This window comes from Mycobacterium sp. IDUB_24 (assembly GCF_055419385.1).
On record NZ_JBVAXO010000001.1, the window covers coordinates 1 to 24,549 of the forward strand.

General features: G+C 66.7%; 21 protein-coding genes. 16 read left to right on the top strand and 5 right to left on the bottom strand.

The window, feature by feature from the left end; all coding sequences use genetic code 11:
- The 7 genes from ACZYZF_RS00005 to mutM all read left to right on the top strand — a co-directional run.
- The coding region (locus ACZYZF_RS00005; protein ID WP_463834241.1) for a biotin/lipoyl-containing protein at positions 1-825 on the top strand (825 nt) is incomplete at its 5' end.
- Complete coding sequence (gene rsmD, locus ACZYZF_RS00010) at positions 822-1,388, top strand: 16S rRNA (guanine(966)-N(2))-methyltransferase RsmD (RefSeq protein ID WP_463745953.1); 567 nt, start codon at positions 822-824, stop codon at positions 1,386-1,388. The genes ACZYZF_RS00005 and rsmD, both read left to right, overlap by 4 nt.
- Positions 1,389-1,426: 38 nt before the next feature.
- Entirely contained in the window at positions 1,427-1,903 is a 477-nt protein-coding gene (gene coaD / locus ACZYZF_RS00015; RefSeq protein WP_463745321.1) for a pantetheine-phosphate adenylyltransferase, read from the top strand.
- 187 nt (positions 1,904-2,090) lie between these two features.
- Positions 2,091-2,828 (top strand): cell division protein SepIVA, encoded by a 738-nt coding sequence (sepIVA, locus tag ACZYZF_RS00020; RefSeq protein WP_463745322.1) that lies wholly within the window; start codon positions 2,091-2,093, stop codon positions 2,826-2,828.
- A gap of 64 nt (positions 2,829-2,892) precedes the next feature.
- On the top strand, positions 2,893-3,510 hold the full coding sequence (locus ACZYZF_RS00025; RefSeq protein ID WP_463745323.1) for a YceD family protein: 618 nt from the start codon (positions 2,893-2,895) through the stop codon (positions 3,508-3,510).
- A complete protein-coding gene (rnc, locus tag ACZYZF_RS00030; protein WP_463745324.1) occupies positions 3,507-4,199 on the top strand; it encodes a ribonuclease III in 693 nt (230 codons plus the stop codon). The genes ACZYZF_RS00025 and rnc overlap by 4 nt, the downstream gene beginning before the upstream one ends.
- A 6-nt stretch (positions 4,200-4,205) precedes the next feature.
- The gene (mutM, locus tag ACZYZF_RS00035; protein WP_463745325.1) at positions 4,206-5,072 is read left to right on the top strand and encodes a bifunctional DNA-formamidopyrimidine glycosylase/DNA-(apurinic or apyrimidinic site) lyase; all 867 of its coding nucleotides are present in this window, start codon (positions 4,206-4,208) and stop codon (positions 5,070-5,072) included.
- A gap of 22 nt (positions 5,073-5,094) precedes the next feature.
- On the opposite strand, the gene ACZYZF_RS00040 is transcribed toward mutM, so the two are convergent.
- A complete protein-coding gene (locus tag ACZYZF_RS00040; protein ID WP_463745326.1) occupies positions 5,095-5,919 on the bottom strand; it encodes an Rv0361 family membrane protein in 825 nt (274 codons plus the stop codon).
- A 138-nt stretch (positions 5,920-6,057) separates the two neighbouring features.
- On the opposite strand from ACZYZF_RS00040, the gene ACZYZF_RS00045 reads away from it, so the two are divergent.
- The 3 genes from ACZYZF_RS00045 to smc are packed head-to-tail and all read left to right on the top strand — an operon-like array spanning position 6,058 to position 10,381.
- Entirely contained in the window at positions 6,058-6,465 is a 408-nt protein-coding gene (locus tag ACZYZF_RS00045; protein ID WP_463745327.1) for an OsmC family protein, read from the top strand.
- Positions 6,462-6,767, top strand: a complete 306-nt coding sequence (locus ACZYZF_RS00050) for an acylphosphatase (protein WP_463745328.1) — start codon at positions 6,462-6,464, stop codon at positions 6,765-6,767. Before ACZYZF_RS00045 ends, ACZYZF_RS00050 begins: the two co-directional genes overlap by 4 nt.
- Before the next feature lie 26 nt (positions 6,768-6,793).
- Positions 6,794-10,381 carry a chromosome segregation protein SMC gene (smc, locus tag ACZYZF_RS00055; protein WP_463745329.1) on the top strand — a complete coding sequence of 1,196 codons (3,588 nt, stop codon included), beginning with the start codon at positions 6,794-6,796 and terminating at the stop codon, positions 10,379-10,381.
- Between the two features lie 17 nt (positions 10,382-10,398).
- On the opposite strand, the gene ACZYZF_RS00060 is transcribed toward smc, so the two are convergent.
- Positions 10,399-11,970, bottom strand: coding sequence for a PE-PPE domain-containing protein (locus tag ACZYZF_RS00060; protein WP_463745330.1), 1,572 nt, complete (start codon positions 11,968-11,970; stop codon positions 10,399-10,401).
- 398 nt (positions 11,971-12,368) lie between these two features.
- On the opposite strand from ACZYZF_RS00060, the gene ftsY reads away from it, so the two are divergent.
- From ftsY to ACZYZF_RS00090, 6 genes are all read left to right on the top strand, one after another.
- A complete protein-coding gene (gene ftsY / locus ACZYZF_RS00065) occupies positions 12,369-13,745 on the top strand; it encodes a signal recognition particle-docking protein FtsY (RefSeq protein WP_463745331.1) in 1,377 nt (458 codons plus the stop codon).
- A 170-nt stretch (positions 13,746-13,915) separates the two neighbouring features.
- Positions 13,916-15,271, top strand: coding sequence for an ammonium transporter (locus ACZYZF_RS00070; protein ID WP_463745332.1), 1,356 nt, complete (start codon positions 13,916-13,918; stop codon positions 15,269-15,271).
- Between the two features lie 6 nt (positions 15,272-15,277).
- Positions 15,278-15,616, top strand: a complete 339-nt coding sequence (locus tag ACZYZF_RS00075; protein WP_003881099.1) for a P-II family nitrogen regulator — start codon at positions 15,278-15,280, stop codon at positions 15,614-15,616.
- A gap of 79 nt (positions 15,617-15,695) precedes the next feature.
- A complete protein-coding gene (locus ACZYZF_RS00080; RefSeq protein ID WP_463745333.1) occupies positions 15,696-18,227 on the top strand; it encodes a [protein-PII] uridylyltransferase in 2,532 nt (843 codons plus the stop codon).
- Positions 18,228-18,317: 90 nt separating this feature from the next.
- Positions 18,318-19,889, top strand: a complete 1,572-nt coding sequence (gene ffh, locus ACZYZF_RS00085; protein ID WP_463745334.1) for a signal recognition particle protein — start codon at positions 18,318-18,320, stop codon at positions 19,887-19,889.
- Between the two features lie 4 nt (positions 19,890-19,893).
- On the top strand, positions 19,894-20,955 hold the full coding sequence (locus ACZYZF_RS00090; protein ID WP_463745335.1) for a metal-dependent hydrolase family protein: 1,062 nt from the start codon (positions 19,894-19,896) through the stop codon (positions 20,953-20,955).
- Positions 20,956-21,031: 76 nt separating this feature from the next.
- Here ACZYZF_RS00090 and ACZYZF_RS00095 read toward each other — a convergent pair whose 3' ends face one another.
- From ACZYZF_RS00095 to ACZYZF_RS00105, 3 genes are all read right to left on the bottom strand, one after another.
- On the bottom strand, positions 21,032-22,594 hold the full coding sequence (locus ACZYZF_RS00095; protein ID WP_463745336.1) for a diflavin oxidoreductase: 1,563 nt from the start codon (positions 22,592-22,594) through the stop codon (positions 21,032-21,034).
- Positions 22,595-22,677: 83 nt separating this feature from the next.
- Entirely contained in the window at positions 22,678-23,493 is an 816-nt protein-coding gene (locus ACZYZF_RS00100; RefSeq protein WP_463834242.1) for a D-alanyl-D-alanine carboxypeptidase, read from the bottom strand.
- A gap of 92 nt (positions 23,494-23,585) precedes the next feature.
- Positions 23,586-24,482, bottom strand: coding sequence for a D-alanyl-D-alanine carboxypeptidase family protein (locus ACZYZF_RS00105; protein WP_463745338.1), 897 nt, complete (start codon positions 24,480-24,482; stop codon positions 23,586-23,588).
- Positions 24,483-24,549: the final 67 nt, after the last annotated feature.

Below are 24,549 nucleotides of genomic sequence, written 5' to 3' on the forward strand. Positions count from 1 at the left end.
ACCCCGTCGAGCAAGGTGGTCGGGGATCTGGCGTTGGCGTTGGTGGGGGCTGGGGTCAGTGCGCAGGAGTTCGCCGCCGATCCGGCCAAATACGACATTCCCGACAGTGTGATCGGGTTTCTGCGCGGCGAGCTTGGTGACCCGCCGGGCGGGTGGCCGGAACCGTTGCGCACCAAGGCACTTGAGGGCAGGGGACCGGCCAAGCCGATCCAGGAACTCTCGGTCGAGGATGAGGAGTTGTTGGCTGCGCCCGGGCCCAAACGCCAGGCGGCGTTGAACCGGTTGCTGTTCCCGGCGCCGACCAAGGAGTTCGAGACACACCGCGAGACCTACGGCGATACCTCCGGTCTGAGCGCCAATCAGTTCTTCTACGGGCTGCGCTACGGCGAGGAACACCGGGTCGAGCTCGAGCGCGGTGTGCAGTTGCTGATCGGTTTGGAGGCGATCTCCGATGCTGATGAGCGGGGTATGCGCACGGTGATGTGCATCCTCAACGGGCAATTGCGTCCGATCACGGTGCGAGATCGCAGCATCGCCAGTGAGGTCCCGGCCGCGGAGAAGGCCGACCGCAACAACCCGGATCATGTCGCGGCACCGTTCGCCGGTGTGGTCACCGTCGGTGTGGCAGCCGGGGACACCGTGGAAGCCGGCGCGACGATCGCCACCATCGAGGCGATGAAGATGGAAGCAGCCATCACCGCGCCCAAGTCCGGCACTGTCGAACGTGTCGCCGTGGCTGCCACGGCACAGGTCGAAGGTGGCGATCTGCTGGTCGTGGTGACCGGTTCGGCGGGACGGAGCGAAACGACCGGGGGATCGACCTGACCCGCATCATCGCGGGGGAACTCGGTGGGCGCCGGCTACGAGTGCCCCAGCACCGGTCCGGCCTGGGTACTCGCCCCACCTCCGACCGGGTCAGGGAGGCAGTGTTCAACGCCTTGGCGGCGCGGCTGGATTTCACCGGATTGTCGGTGCTGGATCTCTTCGCTGGTTCGGGAGCGCTTGGCCTGGAAGCGCTTTCGCGCGGTGCCGCCTCGGCCACCTTCGTCGAGTCGGATGCGCGTGCGGCCGCGGTCATCGCCGAGAACATCACCGCGCTGGGCGTCCGCAACGCCGCAGTCCGTCGCGGCAGTGTGGACTCGGTGTTGTCTGGAGGTGCCACGCGGCCGGTCGACCTGGTGTTCGCCGACCCGCCGTACGATCTCGGCGACGCCGCGGTCGATGCGATGCTGACGGTGTTGGCGGCTGCCGGCTGGGTGACCGCGGGCTCCCTCGTCCTGGTGGAGCGGCGGTCGTCGAGTCGACCGGTGAGCTGGCCGGAAGGCTGGGATGCGCTGAGCGCCCGGCGCTACGGTGACACCCGGGTCGAACTCGCCGAAGTGGGTTAGCGGATAGCCGTCCGGGGTGGCCTGTAGCGTCGTCACCCATGAGTGGCGCGGTATGTCCCGGCTCCTTCGACCCGGTGACCCTTGGCCATATCGACATCTTCGAGCGGGCGGCGGCGCAGTTCGATGAGGTCGTGGTGGCGATCCTGGTGAATCCCAACAAAAAGGGCATGTTCGATCTCGATGAGCGGATGGCGATGATCGCCGAATCGACCACGCATCTGCCCAATCTCCGTGTCGAGTCCGGCCAGGGTCTTGTCGTCGACTTCGTGAAGACGCGCGGTCTGACCGCGATCGTCAAGGGCCTGCGTACCGGCACCGACTTCGAATACGAGCTGCAGATGGCTCAGATGAACAAGCATGTGGCCGGTGTCGACACCTTCTTCGTGGCCACGACACCGCAGTACTCGTTCGTCTCGTCGTCTTTGGCCAAGGAGGTCGCCTCCCTCGGTGGCGATGTCTCGGCGTTGCTTCCCGAGCCGGTCAACCGTCGGTTGCAGGAGAAGCTGAAGAGCTAGCCTGCGTCGGATGTCGGGTTGAGCGGGAGTTTGCCCGGCGGGATCCAGCACATGAGCGACGTCGGGCGGTCAGCTGCAGCAAAACCGGCGAACAAGCCCGTCGGCGACACACCGATTGTGCTCCCCAGTCACAGGCGTAACACCAGGCACACTAGTCACTGACAACGACGACCTGGAGGGTTTTGCCGTGTACCGAGTTTTTGAAGCGCTCGACGAGCTCGGCGCGATCGTCGAAGAAGCGCGCGGTGTGCCGATGACGGCCGGCTGCGTGGTACCCCGCGGTGATGTCCTCGAGCTGATCGATGACATCAAGGACGCGATCCCCGGTGAGCTCGACGACGCACAGGACGTGCTGGATGCGCGTGATTCGCTGTTGCGCGAAGCCAAGGAGCACTGCGAGTCGGTGATGGGCAAGTCGAACGCCGATGCCGACGGCATGCTCAATCACGCCAGGGCCGAGGCCGACCGGCTGCTGGCCGACGCGAAGGCGCAGGCGGACCGGATGGTCGTCGAAGCCCGGCAGCACAGCGAGCGCATGGTCGGGGAGGCGCGCGAAGAGGCGGCGCGGCTCGCGGCGGCGGCCAAGCGGGAGTACGAGGCGAGCACCGGCCGGGCCAAGGCCGAGGCCGATCGCCTGACCGAGAACGGCAACCTGTCCTACGAGAAGGCCGTGCAGGAGGGCATCAAGGAGCAGCAGCGTCTGGTGTCGCAGACCGAGATCGTCTCGACGGCGACCGCCGAGGCCACCCGGCTCATCGATGCGGCACATGCCGAAGCCGACCGGTTGCGCGGTGAGTGCGACATCTATGTCGACAGCAAACTGGCCGAGTTCGAGGACTTCCTCAACGGCACGCTGCGCTCCGTCGGACGCGGACGTCACCAGCTACGCACGACGGCGGGAACGCACGACTACGCCACCCGTTGACCGCCGTGTTGACGGTGGGCGCACTGCGTCGTGGTCTGGTGTGACGCCGCCGTAGGATCGATGCATGGCGACGCATGCGAGATCAGCTGGGCGAGGCGGGCCTGAAAGGCGCAGGGGTTCCCGATCACCGCTGGTGATCGATGTCTCCCGGCTGGGCAGACGGCCGGGTTCGTTTCTGGCCCATCAGGAGACGGTGCCCAGCCCGGTGCGTATCGGAGCCGAGCTGGTCGCCATCGAGAAGGGCGCACCACTCGAACTCGACCTGCAGTTGCAGTCGGTGTCGGAGGGTGTGCTGGTCAGCGGGACCGTATCGGCTCCCACCGCCGGTGAATGTGCGCGCTGCCTGACTGCACTCACCGGCGACGTCGAGATCGAGCTCACCGAGTTGTATGCGTACCCGGACAGCACCACCGACGAGACCACCGAGGCCGACGAGATGGGCCGGGTGGGTGCCTCTGGTCAGGCCGACACCGTCGACCTCGAACAGCCGATCATCGATGCCGTCGGGTTGGCGTTGCCGTTCTCCCCGTTGTGCCGTCCGGACTGTCCGGGCCTCTGCCCTGAATGCGGTGTCGCACTTGGCACCGCAGAACCGGGACATCACCACGACAAGATCGACCCCCGCTGGGCCAAGCTGGCCGCGATGCTGCCCGACGACGAGCGGCCCGGGGGCGACGAGTGACCGATTCGCACGCGGCGCTGCTGGAGGCGCTCGGCGTCGACCTTCCCGCCGAACTTCTCACCATGGCGTTGACGCATCGCAGCTACTCCTACGAGAACGGCGGCCTGCCCACCAACGAGCGGTTGGAGTTCCTCGGTGATGCCGTGCTGGGGTTGACGATCACCGAGGAGCTCTACCACCGCCACCCCGAACGCTCTGAGGGCGATCTGGCCAAGCTTCGCGCCAGCATCGTCAACACCCAGGCGCTGGCCGACGTCGGACGTGGGCTCACCGAGGGCGGACTCGGCAGCCATCTGTTTCTCGGCAAGGGCGAAGAGAACTCCGGTGGCGCCGACAAGTCCAGCATTCTGGCCGACGGCGTCGAATCCCTGCTCGGTGCAATCTATCTGGAGCACGGACTGACCACGGCCCGTGAGGTCATCCTGCGGTTGTTCGGTGAACTGCTGGACACCGCGCCGACGCTGGGAGCCGGGTTGGACTGGAAGAGCAGCCTGCAGGAGCTGACCGCCTCACGTGGGCTCGGTGCTCCCAGCTATGTGGTGACCTCCACCGGCCCGGATCACGACAAGGAATTCTCCGCGACCGTGGTGGTGGCCGACGTCGAATACGGCAGCGGTGTGGGGCGCAACAAGAAAGAGGCCGAGCTGAAAGCTGCGGCCGCGGCCTGGACCGCACTCGACAATGCGTGAGCACCCATGCCCGAACTACCCGAGGTAGAGGTAGTCCGTCGCGGGCTGCAGGAACATGTTGCGGGCAAGTCGATTTCGGCGGTACGCGTGCATCATCCGCGTGCGGTACGCCGTCACGAGGCCGGCCCCGGGGACCTGACCGCCCGCCTGTTGGGGGCCCGCATCACCGGAACCGGCCGCCGCGGCAAGTACCTCTGGCTCACGTTGGGCGAGGATGGCGGCGACGACGAGACCGAAGCGTTGGTGGTGCATCTGGGGATGAGTGGTCAGATGCTGCTGGGCCCCATCCGCGACGACCGGCATCTGCGGATCGCCGCGGTGCTCGACGACGGCACGGCCCTGAGTTTCGTCGACCAACGTACGTTTGGTGGCTGGCAATTGGCCGAGTTGGTGACGGTGGACGGCACCGCCGTGCCGCAACCGGTGGCACACGTCGCCCGCGATCCGCTCGACCCGCTGTTCGACCGCGACCACGTGGTTACGGTGTTGCGGCGCAAGCATTCCGAGATCAAGCGTCAGCTGCTCGATCAGACCGTGGTGTCCGGTATCGGCAACATCTACGCCGACGAGGCGCTGTGGCGGACCAAGATCAACGGCGCCAGAACCGCTGCGCTGCTGCCGCGTCGCCGGCTGGCCGATGTGCTCGACGCCGCCGCCGAGGTGATGGCCGACGCACTGAGTCAGGGCGGGACGTCATTCGATTCGCTGTATGTGAACGTCAACGGCGAATCCGGTTACTTCGAACGGTCTTTGGATGCCTACGGCCGCGAAGGTGAACCGTGCCGGCGGTGCGGCGCGGTGATGCGCCGCGACAAGTTCATGAACCGGTCATCGTTCTACTGCCCGAGGTGTCAGCCCCGCCCCCGGAGCTGACGCGCGCCTCACCCGAACCGGATCAAGGCATGCTGGGCATGCCCGGCATGTCGGACATGCAGATCTTCCACGATCCGCTTTCCTTGCGCAGGTACAACTTGCCGGGGCCCGCGCTGCTCGAGATGTCGACGACCGCTTTGCTGCCGTTCACCGTGATCTTGGTGATCTCCGCCGTACCGCTGGAATCGGTGGTCTTCGGAATGTCGATGGCATCCAGGCCGCCGATCTTGTCGAACAGATCGCGATCCGCCTGGCAGAAGTAGGGCAGCGCCTCGTTGAGGTCACTGGAACTCGACATCACCTCGTCGAGGAAATCGCGCACCTCCTTCTCGGCGTCGCTGGAGCCGGAGGACTGTGACGAGCCCGCGCTGTTGCGGCTCCCCGAATCCGAACCGCTGTTCAGCGCGAAGATCGCGACGCCGCCGACCAGGATCACCACAGCCAGTACGGCGAGGCCAATCGCCAGCCACTTACCGTTGCCGCTCTTGGGCGGCTGGGGAGCGGGATAGCCGTACGGCTGCTGCGGCGCACCGTAGGGCTGGGCCCCATATGGGGAGCCGTACGGCTGCTGGGGCGCTCCGTAGGGCGAGCCGTACGGAGCCTGGGGGTCCTGAGGTGGTGCACCGTAGGGCGCTCCGTACGGAGGCTGGGGCTGCTGGGGCGCTCCATACGGCGAGCCGTAGGGCTGTTGCGGCTGCTGAGGTGCTCCATAGGGGGAGCCATAGGGCTGCTCAGGGTTGGCGCCGGTGTTCGGATATCCCTGAGGTCCGCCCGGCTGATATGGCTGCTGCCACGGCTCGGGAGACCCCGATGGCGGGGTGGGCGGATTGCTCGGCGGGTACGTCACAGTGCTCCTCGGCGAAGTCGGTCTGCCGAGTCTATCGTCGCTGCCTGGGTCACCGCCGTGTCCGACGGGGGCCGTTGACCGATCCGGCCGGCGATTACCCCTGGAATAACCGCGTGTCGCGGCGTGTAGAAATACCGCATGACCGAACTTTGGGTTGACCGCACCGGAGTCCGCAGGTATGTCGGACGGAGTTCGCGCGGTGCAGAGGTGCTGGTGGGCAGTGAGGACGTCGAGGGCGTGTTCACCCCCGGTGAGCTGATGAAGATCGCACTCGCGGCGTGCAGCGGAATGTCCAGCGATCAGCCGTTGCGGCGGCGATTGGGCGACGACTATCCGGCGACCATCCGGGTGTCCGGGCCGGCGGACCGGGAGCAGGAGCGCTATCCGCTGCTGGAGGAGAAACTCGAAATCGACGTCTCGGGCCTTTCGGAGGCCGAGGTGGCCCGGGTGCTGACCGTCGTCGAGCGCGCGATCGACCAGGTCTGCACGGTGGGCCGCACCCTCAAATCCGGCACCGAGGTGAAGTTCGAGGTCGCCCCTCGATGACCGGACCGGAACTTCCCGCCGGGCCCGATACCGAGGTGCGGTTGAGCGCCTGGGTGCACGGTCATGTGCAAGGCGTGGGGTTCCGGTGGTGGACCCGATCTCGCGCGCTGGAGCTCGGTTTGACCGGGTTTGCTTCGAATCGGCCCGATGGGCGGGTCCATGTGGTGGCCCAGGGGCCGCGCGGGAAATGTCAGCGATTGCTTGAGCTGCTCCAGAGCGGGAAAACCCCGGGGTCCGTGGATCACGTCGTCGCAGATTGGGCGGATGCCGACGCCCCGATGGCGGGGTTCACCGAACGGTAGCCGAGTCGGCGGTAGGGTAAATCGCCGTGCACCTCAAGAGTCTGACGCTGAAGGGCTTCAAGTCCTTCGCCTCGCCGACGACTCTGCGTTTCGAACCCGGGATCACCTGTGTCGTCGGCCCGAATGGATCGGGCAAGTCGAACGTGGTCGATGCCCTGACCTGGGTGATGGGCGAGCAGGGCGCCAAGACTCTGCGCGGCGGCAAGATGGAGGACGTCATCTTCGCCGGCACGTCCTCGCGGGCGCCGCTGGGCCGCGCCGAGGTGACGCTGACCATCGACAACTCCGACAACGCGTTGCCGATCGAGTACTCCGAGGTGTCGATCACCCGGCGGGTGTTCCGTGACGGCGCCGGCGAATACGAGATCAATGGCAGCAGCTGCCGGTTGATGGACGTGCAGGAGCTGCTCAGTGACTCCGGCATCGGCCGTGAGATGCACGTCATCGTCGGGCAGGGCAAGCTCGCGGAGATCCTGGAATCGCGTCCCGAGGATCGCCGCGCCTTCATCGAGGAGGCCGCCGGGGTTCTCAAGCACCGCAAACGCAAGGAAAAAGCGGTCCGCAAGCTCGACTCGATGGCCGCGAACCTGGCCCGCCTGAACGATCTGACCACCGAGTTGCGTCGCCAGCTCAAGCCGCTGGGCCGCCAGGCGGAGATGGCGCGCCGTGCGGCGACGATTCAGGCCGATCTGCGTGACGCGCGGCTGCGCTTGGCGGCCGATGACCTGGTCAGAAGGCAGGTCGAGTTCCACAACACCAACCAGGCCGAGACCATGCTGCGCCGCGAGCATGACGAGGCGACCGTCCGGCTGGAAGCCTCGACTGTCGAGCTGCAGGCACACGAGGCCGCGGTGGCGGAGCTGACCCGCCGCGCCGAGGCCGCCCAGCAGACCTGGTTCCGGGCCTCGGCGTTGGCCGAACGGGTGAGCGCCACCGTACGGATCGCGACAGATCGGGCCCAGTTATTCGAGGCTGAGTCCGAGTCGTCCACCGGTCAGGACCCCGAGGCGCTGGAAGCCGAAGCCGATGAGGTTGCCGAGCTCGAGATGGAGTTGCTCGGCGAGCTCGAGGAGTCGCGCATCGTCTTGGAAACCGCTCGCGCTGAGCTGGCCGAACGTGAGCGAATCGCCGCTGAGACCGAACGGGCGGCACGCGACGCGGCACGCGCGGAGGCCGACCGTCGTGAAGGGCTGGCCCGGTTGGCCGGTCAGGTCGACACGATGCGTATCCGCGTCGAGTCGATCGATGACGGCGTCATGCGGCTGTCGGTCAATATCGAGGAAGCCGCCACCAAAGCTCAACAGACGCAGGCGGAATTCGAGACCGTTCAGAGCCGCGTCAGCGAACTGGATGCCGGTGAGACGGGCTTGGACGAGCAGCATGACCGGTCGGTGGCGGCGCTGAGGCTGGCCGACGAGCGTGTGGCCGAACTGCAGTCCGCCGAGCGTGCCGCCGAACGGCAGGTCGCCTCGCTGCGAGCCCGGATCGAGGCCCTCTCGGTCAGCCTGGACCGGCGCGACGGTGCCGCCTGGCTGCAGAAGAATCACAGTGGCACAGGGCTTTTCGGCACCATCGGGGAATATCTGAAGGTGCAGCCGGGGCATGAGGTGGCGGTCGCCACGGTCCTGGGTGCGGCCGCCGACGCGTTGGCCGCCGAGGATTTCGGTGTCGCCGCTGCCGCCGTCGCCGCGCTCAAGGAATCCGACGGCGGCCGGGCCGCCCTGCTGCTGGGGGACTGGAAGGTCAACGGCTCGGCACCGTCGGGCGTGCTTCCCGACGGTGCGATCTGGGCCAACGACCTGGTCACGGTCCCGGACCGCCTGCGGGGGGCGATCACCGCGATGCTGGCCGGGGTGGCGGTCGTGACCGATCTGCCTGCCGGGGTGCAACTGGTCTCGGCGCGCCCGGACCTGCGTGCGGTGACCGCGGATGGTGATCTGATCGGTGCCGGCTGGATCAGCGGTGGCTCCGACCGCAAGCCCTCCACGCTCGAGATCAGCTCCGAGATCGACAAGGCCCGCCAGGGACTGGAGACCACAGAGCGGCAGACCGGTGAATTGGCGGCCGCATTGTCGGGTGCGCTGGCCGAGCAGGCGGCCCGCCGGGAGGCGGCCGAAGAGGCGATGGCTGCGCTCAACGAATCCGACGCGGCGATCGCGGCGATCTATGAGCAGTTGGGCCGTCTGGGACAGGATGCCCGCAGCGCCGGTGACGAGTGGCAGCGGTTGATCCGGCAACGCGACGAGCTCGAGGCCGGGCGCACCAAGACGGTCGAGGAACTCACCGAACTCGAGACCCGGCTGCACAACGCCGAACAGCTTCCGATGTTCGAGGCCGAACCGGTGGATCGGCAGACGTCGATGGCTGCCGCCGAGGCGGCGCGCTCGGTCGAGGTGGAGGCCCGTCTGTCGGTGCGCACTGCCGAGGAGCGTGCGAATGCGGTTCGCGGACGTGCCGATTCACTGCGCCGGGCCGCGGCCGCCGAGCGCGAGGCCCGGGTGCGTGCGCAACGGGCCCGGGAGGCCCGCGCACATGCGGCCCAGGTGGCAGCCGCGGTGTCTGAGTCGGGACGCATTGTGGCCCAACGGTTGAGCGCGGTGGTGGCGGTGGCGTCGCGGATGCGCGACGAGCTGGCCACCGAGCGTCAACTGCGCGGCACGGCTCTGTCCCAGGTGCGCGAGGTGGTCACCGAACTCAACGCGAGGATCACCGCGCTCACCGATTCTCTGCACCGTGACGAGATGGCCAAAGCGCAAGCGTCGCTTCGTATCGAGCAGCTCGAGGCGCAGGTGCTGGAGCAGTTCGGTATGCCCGCGGCCGACCTGATCGCCGAGTACGGCCCGCAGATTGCGTTGCCGCCCAGCGACTTGGAGATGGCGGAATACGAGCAGGCGCGTGAGCGGGGTGAGCAGGTCACGGCGCCGGCGCCGATGCCGTTCGACCGGCCGACCCAGGAGCGCCGGGCCAAGAAGGCCGAACGCGAGCTTTCAGAGTTGGGCCGGGTGAATCCGCTTGCATTGGAAGAGTTTGCGGCGCTGGAAGAACGGTACAACTTCCTGTCGACACAACTTGAGGACGTCAAGGCGGCGCGGACCGATCTGCTGGACGTGATCGCCGACGTCGATACCCGGATTCTGCAGGTGTTCACCGAGGCCTATGTCGACGTGGAGCGCGAATTCGAGCAGGTGTTCTCCACTCTGTTCCCCGGCGGCGAGGGACGCCTCCTTCTCACCAATCCGGCCGACATGCTCACCACGGGAATCGAAGTCGAGGCCAGGCCGCCGGGCAAGAAGATCAAGAGACTCTCGCTGTTGTCGGGTGGCGAGAAGTCGTTGACCGCGGTGGCCATGCTGGTGGCGATCTTCCGGGCCCGCCCCTCCCCGTTCTACGTGATGGACGAGGTCGAGGCCGCGCTCGACGATGTGAACCTGCGCAGGCTGATCAGCCTGTTCGAGCAGCTGCGGGAGAAGTCCCAGCTGATCGTGATCACCCACCAGAAGGCCACCATGGAGGTCGCCGACGCGCTCTACGGTGTGAGCATGCGCGGTGACGGCATCACCACCGTGATCTCGCAGCGGATGCGGGGCCAGGAACTGGCCGCCAGCCCGGGCTGATCAGGTGCCGAGCGCCCCTATGCCGCGTCGGAGTGTGCGGCGCGGTGGCTACGGCGTGGCTTATCTTGTGCACCCTTGTCTTTCGCCTCCGCAATTCCGGATTTGGGTTGGGCCGAACCGCTTTCCTCGGTGCGACGGCTCTTGCGGGTCGGACGTGGGTCGGCGCCCGATTCGTCGACCTTGACGCCGTCGGACGCCTTGGGCGAGAGTGCCTGCCGCACTGACTGCCTGATTCGCTCGGCCGCCGATCTCGGCTTCGGTGGCGTCTCGGCCTTGACCTCGGTCTTGATGTCGCCCTCGGCTTTGACAGCCGTGCCCACGGCCGTGTCGACGGCGGTGTCGGCCTCAGGATCCTTCGTCTCCGGATCGGATTTCGGGATGTCGGTGTCGGCTACGGCGAGGATGTCGTTGTCCGTTGTGGGATATGTGCGGGGCACGTGCGGACGGGTCAGTCCGGGCTGAGGCCCCTCCGGCGTCGAAACGCGGGGTGCCACCTTCTGGAGCGCCGAATTATCCAGTCCGGCAACGGTTTCTGTGTGGCGATCGGCGGTGTCGGCGGTGTTGATCCCCAGGCCGGTGAGGGCATTGCGCACGCCCTCCTCGGCCGCGGCTCTCAGATCCGATGCCAACTTGTCGAGATCGATGTGGGGTATCAGCCCGGCGCGGGTGGGGACACCCATGTTGGCCGGCGTGCGGTCATAGGCGAGCTCGATCAACACGCGCAGGGTGGGCTCGACCAGGTCGATTACCGGCGCCGGGATCCCTATGTCTCGGAACGGCTGCAGCAGCGGAAGGTGCTCGGTGTGCACCAGGTAGTAGGTGGTGTTGCCGGAGGTGTAGGAGTCGTATGTGCTCGGGTCGTTCAGGTTGACCACGGATGACCCGTAGTTCGGATGTAGGTAGACGTAGCCCATCAGGGCATTGAGATCGGCCAGCACGTTGAGTGGATATTTGGGGAAGTCGGCGATCAGGTCGTACTGACGGGCTACGTCGATCGTCTGGTATTCGTCGTCCGGGGTGGCGCCGTCGAAGCTGACCCCGAGGATCGGGATATAGAGGCCTTCGAAACGGGCGAGGATTCCACCGTTGGGCCGGTTGGGGTTGGCCACGAACACGAAGGACAGCTCGTCAGCCGAAGGGACGGCGGCGCCCTGCGCGCGAAGCTCGGCGAGGTTGCGCTTCTCCCGGGTGGCGATGTTGGCGCTCTGTGAATAGCCGACGACGACCTTTTCCCCTGAGGTGGTCAGCACGGCGTTGTTGAGGTTCAGGACCCCGCGGGCGACGGAGGTGTCGAAGGTGATGTCGGTCAGGCTGGTCGCGGGCCAGAACTGCTCTGGCGTCGACACCCATTTCAAGTCGTCTTCATCGAGGTTCCGGTCAGACAGATAAGTGTTGTTGACCTGGTCCAGGTACGTACCGGCACCCCACTGGTGCGGATCTCCCAGCACCTTCATCCCGGTTCCACCCATGATGAGTGCGGTCGCCGCCAGCTGAACCAGCGTGGACATGGTCGCCGTCACGACCAGCCCGACGGTGCCGATCAGAGCGACCAGCGTCAGTGCTACCCCCCGAAGCACACGAATGCGCATTCTCGTCCTCCCTTTCGAAACATCCCATGGGAAGACGACATGCTGACCAGACGCTGAAGCCATTCCCGACCCATCTGGATCGTGAACTATTCCTAGCCTCGCTGTCAGCTAATTCAAATAAAAGGCAGAAAAAATATGAATTCAGAGGTGACTGGGGATAGAAAATAGTTTCGACCATCACAGCAGCTAAGCCGTAGGTGAATTCTACGGCTTGCGTGGGCATGTTCCTGAGGTTGTGTGGTGAACGGAATATACCTTCTCGGTACGTTCATGTACCACGATTTTCGGCAATCGCATGCGCCGATTTTCCGGCGCACTCGTAGGCGGGCCACGTGCCCGAGCCGAGACGCTGAACGGGGCCGGTCGTTCGCGGGCGGCCGCCCTGAGACAATGGCGGTGTGACAGAAGGTGCGTTGTTGGGTCTGTGGATCGCCATTGCGGTCGTCGCTGTACTGATCGTCGTCGCCCTCACGGTGGGGGTGGTGCGTTACCGGCGGCGGCGGATCAGCCTGTCGGAACGAGACGAGTCGAAACCGATCGACCGCTCCGGCGGCTATACGGCGTCCTCGGGCATCACGTTCAGCAAGTCGGATACGCCGACGCTAGAGCGCATCGACACCAGCGGACTGCCTGCGGTCGGTGATGACGCCACCATTCCGCGGGATGCTCCCAAGCGCACCATCGCCGATGTTCAACTGCCGGAGCCGCCGGTCGAGACAGTCGCACCAGAAGCGCCGCCGGCGCCCGAGGGACCCGCAGACTCGGCCCCCGCCCCGGTAATCCCCGATGAGCCGGGCGCGCCGGAAGTGGCCGCCGAGGCTCCCGACGCCGTGGCCGCTGCCGTGGAGGACATCGCCCCGGCCGAAGGCCGCATGGACCGGTTGCGGGGCCGCCTCGCCAAGTCCCAGAACGCGTTGGGCCGCAGCATGCTCGGGCTGCTCGGCGGCGGTGATCTCGACGAGGACTCATGGGAGGCCGTCGAGGACACCCTGCTGATCGCCGACCTCGGTCCGGTGGTCACCGAGTCCGTTGTGGCGGCGTTGCGTGAGCGGATGGCCAGCAAGGGCGTGCGCAGCGAGGCCGACGCGCGCGCGGTGTTGCGCGAGGTGCTGATATCGGAGTTGCGGCCGGAGTTGGACCGTTCCATCAAGGCGCTGCCGCACGCCGACAAGCCGTCGGTGCTGTTGGTGGTCGGAGTGAACGGCACCGGGAAGACCACCACCGTGGGCAAGCTGGCCCGGGTGCTGGTCGCCGATGGCCGCCGCGTCGTGCTCGGCGCGGCCGACACCTTCCGCGCTGCGGCCGCCGACCAATTGCAGACCTGGGCCGCGCGCGTCGGGGCCGACGTGGTGCGGGGACCCGAAGGTGCGGATCCGGCATCGGTGGCGTTCGACGCGGTCGACGAGGGAGTCAAGGTCGGTGCTGACGTTGTCGTCGTCGACACCGCTGGTCGCCTGCACACCAAGACCGGCCTGATGGACGAACTCGGCAAGGTCAAGCGGGTGGTGGAGAAGCGCGCCACTGTCGACGAGGTGCTGTTGGTGCTCGACGCCACCATCGGCCAGAACAGCCTGCCGCAGGCCAAGGTGTTCGCCGAGGTCGTGGACATCACCGGCGTGGTTCTGACCAAGCTCGACGGCACCGCCAAGGGCGGCATCGTGTTCCGGGTTCAACAGGAACTCGGTGTACCGGTCAAGCTCGTCGGACTCGGTGAAGGGCCCGACGACCTCGCACCGTTCGAGCCTGCGGCGTTCGTCGACGCCCTGCTGGGCTAGAAAACCCAGGGAATCGCACGGTGTAACACCGGCGAAACGCAGCCTGCCCATCCGTTCACACGAGCGAAACGCGGCGGCGTCGTAGTTGAAACATCCACTCAGCATTGTCTTGACCAGGTCAATGGCTGCAAACCCTTGCGGCCGTGGTGTGGTGAAGGAGGAAACTGCGAGTGGAGCAATTCCCGATATTGGGTGCACCGGATACCGGTGACACGGCATGGATGCTGGCCGCCGCCGCACTTGTGCTGTTGATGACGCCGGGTCTGGCCTTCTTCTACGGCGGCATGGTGCGTGCCAAGGGCGTGCTCAACATGATCATGATGAGCGTCAGCGCGATGGGTGTCGTCACGGTCCTGTGGGCGTTGTACGGCTACTCGGTGGCATTCGGTAACGACACCGCAGGCGTGATCGGTGACCCCGGGCAGTTCTTCGGCCTCAAGGGTCTGATCGGAGCGAACGGCTCAGCCGATGCGCCCATCGCGTTGGTCGGCACGATCCCGGCCACCGTGTTCGTGGGATTCCAGCTGATGTTCGCGATCATCACGGTCGCCCTGATCTCCGGTGCTGTCGCCGATCGCATCAAGTTCGGGGGCTGGCTGCTGTTCGCTGCGCTGTGGGCGACCTTTGTCTACTTCCCGGTCGCGCACTGGGTATTCGACTTCGACGTCAAGGGATCCGACGGTGAGACCGTAATCCACCACGGCGGATGGATCGCCAACCAGCTCAAGGCAATTGACTTCGCCGGTGGCACCGCGGTGCACATCAACGCCGGTACCGCGGGCCTGGTCCTGGCAATCATCCTCGGTAAGCGGCTCGGTTGGCCCGGTACGCCGATGCGCCCGCACAACCTCCCGTTCGTGATGCTCGGCGCCGGCCTGCTGTGGTTCGGCTGGTACGGATTCAACGCCGGTTCTGCGGTGTCGGCCAACGGAGTTGCAGGTTCGACCTTCGTCACAACCACGGTGGCGACCGCAGCAGCCATGCTGGCCTGGCTGCTCACCGAGCGCATCCGTGACGGGCATGCCACCTCCCTGGGTGCGGCATCGGGCATCGTTGCCGGGCTGGTGGCGATCACGCCGTCCTGCTCGTCGGTGAATGTGGTGGGCGCACTGGTGATCGGTGTTACCGCAGGTGTGCTGTGCGCTCTGGCGGTGGGCTTGAAGTTCAAGTTCGGTTTCGACGATTCGCTCGACGTCGTGGGTGTCCACCTGGTGGGTGGCATCGTCGGCACGTTGCTGGTCGGCCTGGTGGCGACCAAGGAAGCACCTGCCGCGGTTGCCGGTCTGTTCTACGGTGGCGGGTTCGATCAGCTGTGGCGACAGGCGGTCGGGGCCGGTGCTGTTCTGCTCTATTCGGCGGTGGGTACCGCTATCTTGGCGTTGATTGTCAAATACACCGTGGGCCTGCGCCTGGACAAAGAAGAGGAGGCATCCGGTATCGACGAGTCCGAGCACGCTGAGAGCGCTTACGACTTCGTCGCTGTCGGAACCGGTTCTGTTCTTGGTCGTCACGGCGGGGAGGAATAAGGGAATATGAAGCTGATCACTGCGATCGTCAAGCCGTTCACGCTGGAGGATGTCAAGACCGGCCTGGAGCAGACGGGCATCCTGGGGATGACGGTCAGCGAGGTACAGGGCTACGGCCGGCAGAAGGGCCACACCGAGGTCTACCGCGGTGCCGAGTATTCGGTGGACTTCGTGCCGAAGGTCCGGGTGGAGGTGGTCGTCGACGATTCCGCGGTCGACAAGGTCGTGGACGTCATCGTGCAGGCCGCCCGCACCGGGAAGATCGGCGACGGGAAGGTCTGGGTCAGCCCGGTCGACACCGTTGTCCGCGTCCGCACCGGTGAGCGAGGAGCTGACGCCCTGTAGCCGAGCGTCCGTCGAGACGTCTTCTCCCGGCCAGGAATCGCGTGAGCACAACCCGGAATCGGCCGGGGGAGGAGTCGAAATGACAGAAGACAAACCAGAATCCACCGACGAGCGCTTGCGCGAGGAGCAGTCGGGCGCCGGAGCCTCTCCCCAGGAGGCTTCGGCGGGTTTGTCTCGGCCGGCCAATGATCTGGTAGCGGCCACCCAGCAGTTGCTCACCGGCGGATCCCGTCAACTGGATGCGTCAGGTCTGCGGGACGCGTTACTCGATCTGCACGAATTCTGGCTCACCACAAAGGCTGCCGAGATCGGCATCACGGCCACCAGCGGATTCGCCATCGTGGCCACCGGTGGTCTGGGCCGCGGCGAGATGTTGCCGTACTCCGACCTCGATCTCATGTTGCTGCATGACAACATGCCCGTCGAGCTGGTCTCTGAGGTGGCCGAAAAGCTCTGGTATCCCTTGTGGGACGCCAATATTCGTATCGATCACAGTGTGCGCACCGTGCCCGAAGCCCTCAAGGTCGCCGGTGAGGACATCGCGGTGGGTCTGGCGATGCTCGATGCCCGCCATATGGCCGGTGACGCCGATCTGTCGGCGTTACTCGTCGGCGGGGCGCGCCGGCAGTGGCGCATCGGAATCGCCTCGCGGTTCGACGAACTCGTCGAACACGCGCAGGCGCGCTGGCAGCGCAGCGGCCAGATCGCGCACCGCGCCGAGCCTGACCTCAAATCGGGCCGAGGCGGTCTGCGGGACGTACAGCTGCTCAACGCGCTCGCGATAGCGCAACTGGCCGACGTGTATCCGAGCCGGGCGCTGGCTTCGCCGACCGGAACGCTCGGCGGTGCCCACCTGTCGTTGCTGAATGTGCGTACTGAACTACACCGTGCCTCCGGCCGTGGTCGGGAACTGCTGTTGGCCCAGCATGCCGATGAGATCGGTGCTGCTTTGCGGATCGGGGATCGATTCGACCTCGCCCGCACCCTGTCCGACGCGGCCCGGACCGTGAGCTACTACGTCGACTCCGGTATCCGGACAGCCGCGAATGCCTTACCTCGCCGCGGTTTCGCCGCGCTTCGCCGCCCGGTGCGCCGCCCGCTCGACGAGGGAGTGATCGAATACGCCGGAGAGGTGATCCTGGCCCGCGACGCGCGGCCGGAACGTGATCCGGGTCTGATCCTGCGGGTCGCGGCGGCGTCGGCGGGTACCGGGCTGCCGATGGCGGTGTCCACGCTGAGCAGGCTGGCCGAGACCGCACCCGAACTGCGTACACCGTGGCCGCGTCCAGCCCTCAAAGATCTGCTGGTTTTGCTCGCGTCGGGCCCCGCAGCGGTCGCCACCATCGAGGCACTCGACCGCACCGGCCTCTGGGGCCGGCTGTTCCCGGAGTGGGGTGCGGTGCGGGACCTGCCGCCGCGGGATGTCGTGCACACCTGGACAGTCGACCGGCACTTGGTCGAAACTGTCTCGCGGGCAAGTGCTTTCACCACCCGGGTGTCGCGTCCGGATCTGCTGCTGCTGGGTGCGCTGTGCCACGACATCGGCAAGGGTCGCGGCGGGGACCACAGCGTGATCGGCGCGGAGTTGGCCACCCAGATCGGCACCCGGCTGGGTCTGTGGCCGTCGGACATCGAAGTGCTCTCGAAGGTCGTCCGGTACCACCTACTGCTGCCCGACACCGCGACGCGACGAGATCTGCAGGACCCCAAGACCATTGACGCGGTGGCCGACGCTCTCGGTGGGGACACGGTGCTGCTGGAGCTGCTCCATGTCCTGGCCGAGGCCGATTCGCTGGCCACCGGACCGGGAGTATGGGGCGATTGGAAGGCGTCGCTGATCGGTGACCTGGTGCGACGGTGCCGCCTGGTGATGGCCGGTGAATCGCTGCCGCAGCCCGACCCGATCGAGCCGCGCTTCATGGCGTTGGCCGGTGAGGCCGGCGTCCACGTGGAACTCACGCCGGGGGATGGTCCGCACATCTACAACGTCACGATGATCGCCGCGGACCGGCGCGGTCTGCTGTCCAAGGCCGCCGGCGTGCTGGCGTTGAATTCCCTGCGGGTGCACTCGGCATCGGTCAACAGCCACGAGGGTTCGGCGATCAACACCTTCGCGGTGTCTCCGCACTTCGGTGCGCCACCAGCCGTGGAACTGCTACGCCAGCAGTTCATCCTCGCGCTCGACGGTGAACTGGACGTGATCGGTGCGCTGGAACGCCGCGACCATGAGGCCGCCCAGCATCCGACGACCCGGGCCGGTGAGATCCTGGCCTCGGTGCCGGCCAACCACGTGCCCGCCGCGCCCCGCATCCTGTGGTCGCCGGGTACGGCTCCCGAAGACCTGATCGTCCAGATCCGCACGATCGACCGGTCGGGCCTGTTGTCCCGGCTGACGGCGGTGTTCGAGCGCGACGGGGTGGATGTCGCCTGGGCGAAGGTGACCACGCTGGGATCGTCGGTGATCGACGTCTTCTGCATCACCGCACCGGCACTGGCCGGTGACGAAGCACGACGGGCGGCGGTCCGCGAGGAACTGGAGCGCGACATGTTCGCGATCCTGCCCGCGCCGCCACCGGCAAAGCAGGCGAAACCGGCCGAGCACGCCAGTTGATCCACACTGATCTGCTGGGCGCTGGACGCGATAGGTTCCGGCTCGCGGCGGCCGACCACGCCTCAAATCCCGGGCCGCTAGGCTTACCACGTGTTTGAGAGCCTGTCTGACCGGTTGACCGGAGCCCTGCAAGGCCTACGTGGCAAGGGGCGGTTGACCGACGCCGATATCGATGCCACGGCGCGCGAGATCCGGTTGGCCCTGCTGGAGGCCGACGTCTCGCTGCCTGTGGTGCGTGCCTTCGTCGCGCGGATCAAGGATCGCGCCAAGGGTGCAGAGGTCTCGGCCGCGCTGAATCCTGCGCAGCAGGTGGTCAAGATCGTCAACGAGGAGCTGATCGGCATCCTCGGCGGCGAGACCCGTCAGCTGGCTTTCGCGAAAAACCCACCGACGGTGATCATGCTCGCCGGTCTGCAAGGTGCCGGTAAGACCACGCTGGCCGGCAAGCTGGCGAAATGGCTGAAGGGACTCGGCCACACCCCGTTGCTCGTGGCGTGTGACCTGCAGCGGCCCGGTGCCGTCAACCAGCTGCAGATCGTGGCCGAGCGCGCGGGCGTGGCTTCCTTCGCCCCCCACCCGGGCACCGCGCCCGGCGCGCACGAATCCGACGGCGCAGGGGACCCGGTGGCGGTGGCCGCGGCCGGCCTGGCCGAAGCCCGGGCCAAGCACTTCGACGTCGTCCTCGTCGATACCGCGGGGCGGCTGGGCATCGACGACGAACTGATGAGTCAGGCCGCCGCGATCCGCGACGCCGTGCGCCCCGACGAGACCCTGTTCGTCCTCGACGCCATGATCGGTCAGGACGCCGTCGCCACCGCCGAGGCGTTCCGCGAGGGTGTCGGCTTCACCGGTGTCGTGCTGACCAAGCTCGACGGCGACGCCCGTGGTGGTGCGGCCTTGTCGGTCCGCGAGATCACCGGTGTGCCGATCCTGTTTGCCTCAGCGGGGGAGAAGCTCGAAGACTTCGACGTCTTCCACCCCGACCGGATGGCCAGCCGCATCCTGGGCATGGGCGATGTGCTCACCCTCATCGAGCAGGCAGAGCAGGTCTTCGATCAGCAGAAGGCCGAGGAGGCCGCGGCCAAGATCGGCTCCGGTGAGCTGACGCTGGAGGATTTTCTCGAGCAGATGCTGGCGATCCGCAAGATGGGCCCGATCGGCAACCTGCTGGGCATGCTGCCCGGGGCCGGTCAGATGAAGGATGCGTTGGCCGCGGTCGACGACAAGCAGTTGGACCGGGTTCAGGCGATCATCCGCGGTATGACGCCGGCCGAGCGGGCCGATCCCAAGATCATCAACGCCTCGCGCCGGATGCGGATCGCCAACGGCTCCGGTGTCGCGGTGTCGGAGGTCAATCAGCTCGTCGACCGGTTCTTCGATGCCCGCAAGATGATGTCGTCGATGGCCGGCCAGATGGGCATGCCCTTCGGCCGCAAGAACTCGCCGCGCAAGGCCGCCAAGGGCAAGAACAAGCAGGCCGGCAAGGGTAAAGGCAAGGGCAAGGGGCGCGGCCCGACACAGCCGAAGAACCCGTTTGGCGCACCCGGAGCGATGCCGGCCGGTTTCCCGGACTTGTCGAACATGCCCAAGGGCCTCGACGAATTGCCGCCCGGCTTGGCCGATTTCGACCTGTCGAAACTGAAGTTCCCCGGCCAGAAGTAGCGCAGTGCTCCACGTCCGCGGCCGCGGCCTACCCGACGGCGAGCCCGTCGAGTGGTGGGTGGCCGGGGGCACGCTGTCAGCGGAGCCGATTGCCAACGCCGACACCGTCTTTGACGGAGGCTGGATCATTCCCGGCCTGGTCGACGCGCACTGTCATGTCGGCCTGGGGCCCGGCGGCGCGGTGTCGCTCGACGAGGCCGTCACCCAGGCCGAAACCGAACGCGATGCCGGTGCGCTGCTGCTGCGTGACGCCGGATCGCCGGTGGACACCCGGAGCTTCGACGACCGCGAGGACCTGCCGCGGATCATCCGGGCCGGAAGGCATCTGGCCCGGCCTAAGCGGTATTCGCCGGGGTTGCCGATCGACATCGAGGACGAGGCGCAACTGCCTGCCGCCGTGGCCGAGCAGGCCCGGTGGGGCGACGGCTGGGTCAAGCTGGTCGGCGATTGGATCGACCGGGGAGTCGGGGACCTGGCACCGCTGTGGTCCGACGAGATCCTCAAAGCTGCGATCGACGCCGCCCACACCGAAGGGGCGCGGGTCACCGCGCACGTATTCGGTGAGGATGCGCTGCCCGGCCTCATCAAGGCCGGAATCGACTGCATCGAGCATGGCACCGGAATCACCGATGACACCATCGAATTGATGCTCCAACACGGCACAGCACTGGTGCCGACCCTGATCAACATCGACAATTTCCCCGGCATCGCCGATGCGGCGGGCAAGTACCCCGCGTACGCGAAGCACATGCGTGACCTGTATGCCTCCTGTCGCACCCGGGTCGGCGCCGCCTACGAGGCCGGGGTGCCGATTTTTGCGGGTACCGACGCCGGCGGCATGATCGCGCACGGCCGCATCGCCGACGAGATCGAGGCGCTCAAGGGCATCGGGATGAGCCCCACCGCCGCCCTGGGGGCGGCCAGTTGGGATGCCCGGGCCTGGCTCGGCCGACCCACACTGGAGCACGGAGCGTCCGCGGACCTGGTGTGTTACACCGACGATCCGCGTGATGGTGGGGTCAGCCACCCGGATCTGGTGATCCTGCGCGGTCGCGTGTGGCGTTGAGCCTGCGCCGATGGCGCACAAGTGCGAGTAGGGAGCGCCGTCACCGCAGTGTCAGCGGCCCACCGCGAGCAGAACCTCAGTACACGTCGCGTAGGTAGCGGTGGGTCTTGATCAGGTTGTTGACGTAGGCGTGCGCGGCGTCGGCATCCATGCCGCCGCTGTCGGCGACGATCTCATGCAGGGCGGCATCGACATCCTTGGCCATGCGGTCGGCGTCACCGCACACGTAGAGGTATGCACCGTCCTGCAGCCAGGCGAACAACTCGGCTGAGTTCTCCCGCATGCGTTGTTGCACATACACTTTCGCGTCCTGATCGCGGGAGAAGGCCATGTCCAGCCGGGTGAGCGTGCCCGACTCGACGAATGCTGTCAGTTCGTCGCCGTAGAGGAAATCCGTGGCCCGGCGCCGGTCGCCGAAGAACAGCCAGGACCGGCCCGTCGCGGCGGCGGCCTGCCGCTCCTGCAGGAATGCCCGGAACGGCGCGATCCCGGTACCCGGTCCGATCATGATGATCGGCACATCGCCGGCGGGCAGCCGGAAGTGATGGTTGGGGCGCAGGTGCACCCTTACCGTCTGCGTGCGCTCGGCCAGATAGGTCGAGGCCACGCCGCCATGTTGGCGGTCGGCGGCGGGGTAGCGCACCGTGGCCACGGTCAGATGGACGTGATCGGGATGTACCAGCGGGCTGGAGGCGATCGAGTAATCGCGGAACTGCAACGGGCGCAACGTATCTACGACCTCATCGACCGTCAGGCCGGCGCGCCGGATGAGATCGAGGACATCTTCTCCGTAGGCGGCGGCACCGGTCAGGTCCTGCAGCGCTCGCGAAGGCGTCCGGATTTCCAGGCGCTCGGTGAGCAAGACCCCCAAGGTCTCCTCCGAGTCGGCGACCCGGTGGTCGGGGCCCACCTTGAATTCGGCAAGGATTGCCGCGACCAGATCGGGATCGTTGGTCGCGTGGACAGCCAGTGAATCGCCGGCCTGATAAGTGATTCCGCAACCGGAGAGGTCGAGCTCGTAGTGGCGGACTTCCTTGTCGGATTCCGCCGCGGTCAGCAGTCGGTTGACTGTCAGGGCGGCATCGAAGGTGCGGTTGCGGTCCTGGTTGCGGAGCGGGGGATCAGCCGGTGCGGATTCCACGACGGTGGTGGGCGCGAGGGATCCAGCCTGGACGGTGGTGAGCTGTTTGACGAGGTCGTTGGTCCAGGCCGCGGCAGGTTCCTGGTAGTACCCGTCGACGTCGACCCGGTCGACCAGCCGGGTGGCACCCAGCTCCTCCAGCCGTGCGTCGAGGAGTATGCCTGCGTTGCAGAACAATTCGTAGGACGTGTCCCCGAGCGCCAGCACCGCGAAACTCAGATGCTCCAGCCGTTCGGTCGAGCCGCTGATCGCCTCCCAGAACAACGTGGCGGTGTCGGGGAATTCGCCGTCGCCGAAGGTTGAGGTGACAGCGATGAAATGCGTTGCGGTACCGAGTTGGCCGAGCTCCACCTGGTTGAGTTCGACGGCCTCGGCAGGAATTCCGGCGGCGGTGGCGGCCTCGGCGAAGGACATGGCAGCGTCTTCGGCGTTGCCCATGTCGGTGCCATAGGCGACCACCAACGAGAATTCACGGTCGGACACATCGGCTCCCCTCATCGCGCGCGGGCACTCCACGCGAATTTAGGGTTACCTTAGTTGGGCGCGAGTCCCGGTGGGACCCTACCTTTTACCGTCGATGGTCAGTGCGAGAAACCGTAGTCGAACAGGTTGATCGCCTGCCCGTAGAGATCCCCGGTGCCGTACATCTGGACCACGACCAGCCGCCGGTTACCCCGTTGGGCGGCACCGACATACGTCTTGCGGGCCAGGTCCGTGTATCCGGTTTTTCCGGCGATGTCACCGGGATAGCGTGCAAGCAGTTCGTTCTGGTTGGTCAGGGTCTTGCCGGGGAACTGGGCCGAGGGCTGGCGCATGATCTGCGCGATCAACGGATATCTCAGCGCCGCCCGCAGGATCACCGCCAGATCGTGCGGAGTGGTGACGGTCTCCCATCCGGGACCGTCGAGGCCCGACGGGGACGAAGCCCGCGTATTGCGGGCGCCGATACTGGCGGCCTTGCGGGTCATCGCCGCGACTGTGGCGGGGCGGCCGCCCAGCATGTCGGCGAGCATGTTCGCCGCATCGTTGCCCGACACCATGAGCAGCGCTTCCAGCAGTTGGCGCGTGGTGTACGGCTGTCCCGGTTTGAGGCCGACGCACGAACATTCGACCTTGGTGTGGGACTCGTTGGCCCGCGCGAAGTTGTCGGGGCGAAGGTGATCCAGCACCACCATCGCCAAGAGCGGCTTGATGGTGCTGGCCGGGGCGTACGAGCCATTGGGATCCTTGGACGCGAGCACCTGGCCGGTGTCCAAGTCGGCGACCAGCCAGGCCTTGGCGGGCCCGTCGGGAATCTGGGCGCCGGCGGGCTGAACGCTTGGCTGCGCGTTCGCGGCGGGCGTGACCGAGAGCACCGCGCCGAGGGCGAGCGCGGTCGCCGCGAACAGTCTTCGCACGGAAGGTGACGCTACGGAGCACAGGACTCGCTCAGCGCGCGATCAGGTTTCCGATTGGTTGCGATGGCCGAGGTGGTGCGTTGCCGACACCGCTACAACGTGCTGATGCCGGCCGAGCGGTCTTGCGCGAAACCCCAGTCCAACAGGCTGGTGGCCTGGTCCCAGTAGGTCGGCCCGCCTTCCTTGACCAGCCCGTACATCATCGCGATCACCAACCGGCGGCCGTCGCGTTGCGCAGCGCCGACGAACGTCTTGCGCGCCACATCGGTGAAACCGGTCTTACCGCCGAGCATGCCCGGATAGCGGCCGAGCATCTCGTCCTGGTTGACCAACGTGACCGGGCCGGTGGCACCGGGGAACGAGGCCGACGGCGACGACGTGATCGCGGCGAACACCGGATTGGCCAGTGCGGCGCGGAAGATCACCGCCAGGTCCCGCGGCGTGGTGGTCCCGTCGATGCCGGGGCCGTTCAGACCGGACGGTGACCCGGCATGGGTCGCGTTCGCGCCGAGCGCGACGGCCTTGGCATTCATCTTGGCGACGGCGGCATCCTTGCCGCCGAGCATGTGCGCCAAGGTGTCGGCGGCGTCGTTGCCGGAGACCAGCAGCAAGGCGTCGAGCAGCTGTTGCATGGTGTAGGTGCGTCCGGCTTTGATCCCGACGCAGGTGCACTCGACTTTACGGTCGGCCTCATCCGCGACGACGGTGGCGTCCAGCGGAAGTTCGTCGAGGGCTACCAGCGCCAGCAGTGTCTTGATGGTGCTGGCAGGTGCGTGCGGAACGTACTGGTCCCGACCTGCCAGGATCTGGCCGGTGTCCATGTCGGCGACGATCCAGGCGGGTGCGGGTCCGTCCGGGATGGGCGCCGCGCCGACCTGCTGCACGCCGGCATCTGCATAGGCGGCGGGGGAGCCGATCACGGCGCCGACTACAACTGTGGGAAGGAGTGCTGCGAGACAGAGCGAGATTGCGCCGACGAGCCTGACCATGTGCACTGACCCTAAAGCGTGTACATACCTCGCGCATAGGTGCCCGAGGAAGATTCGACGAATTCGA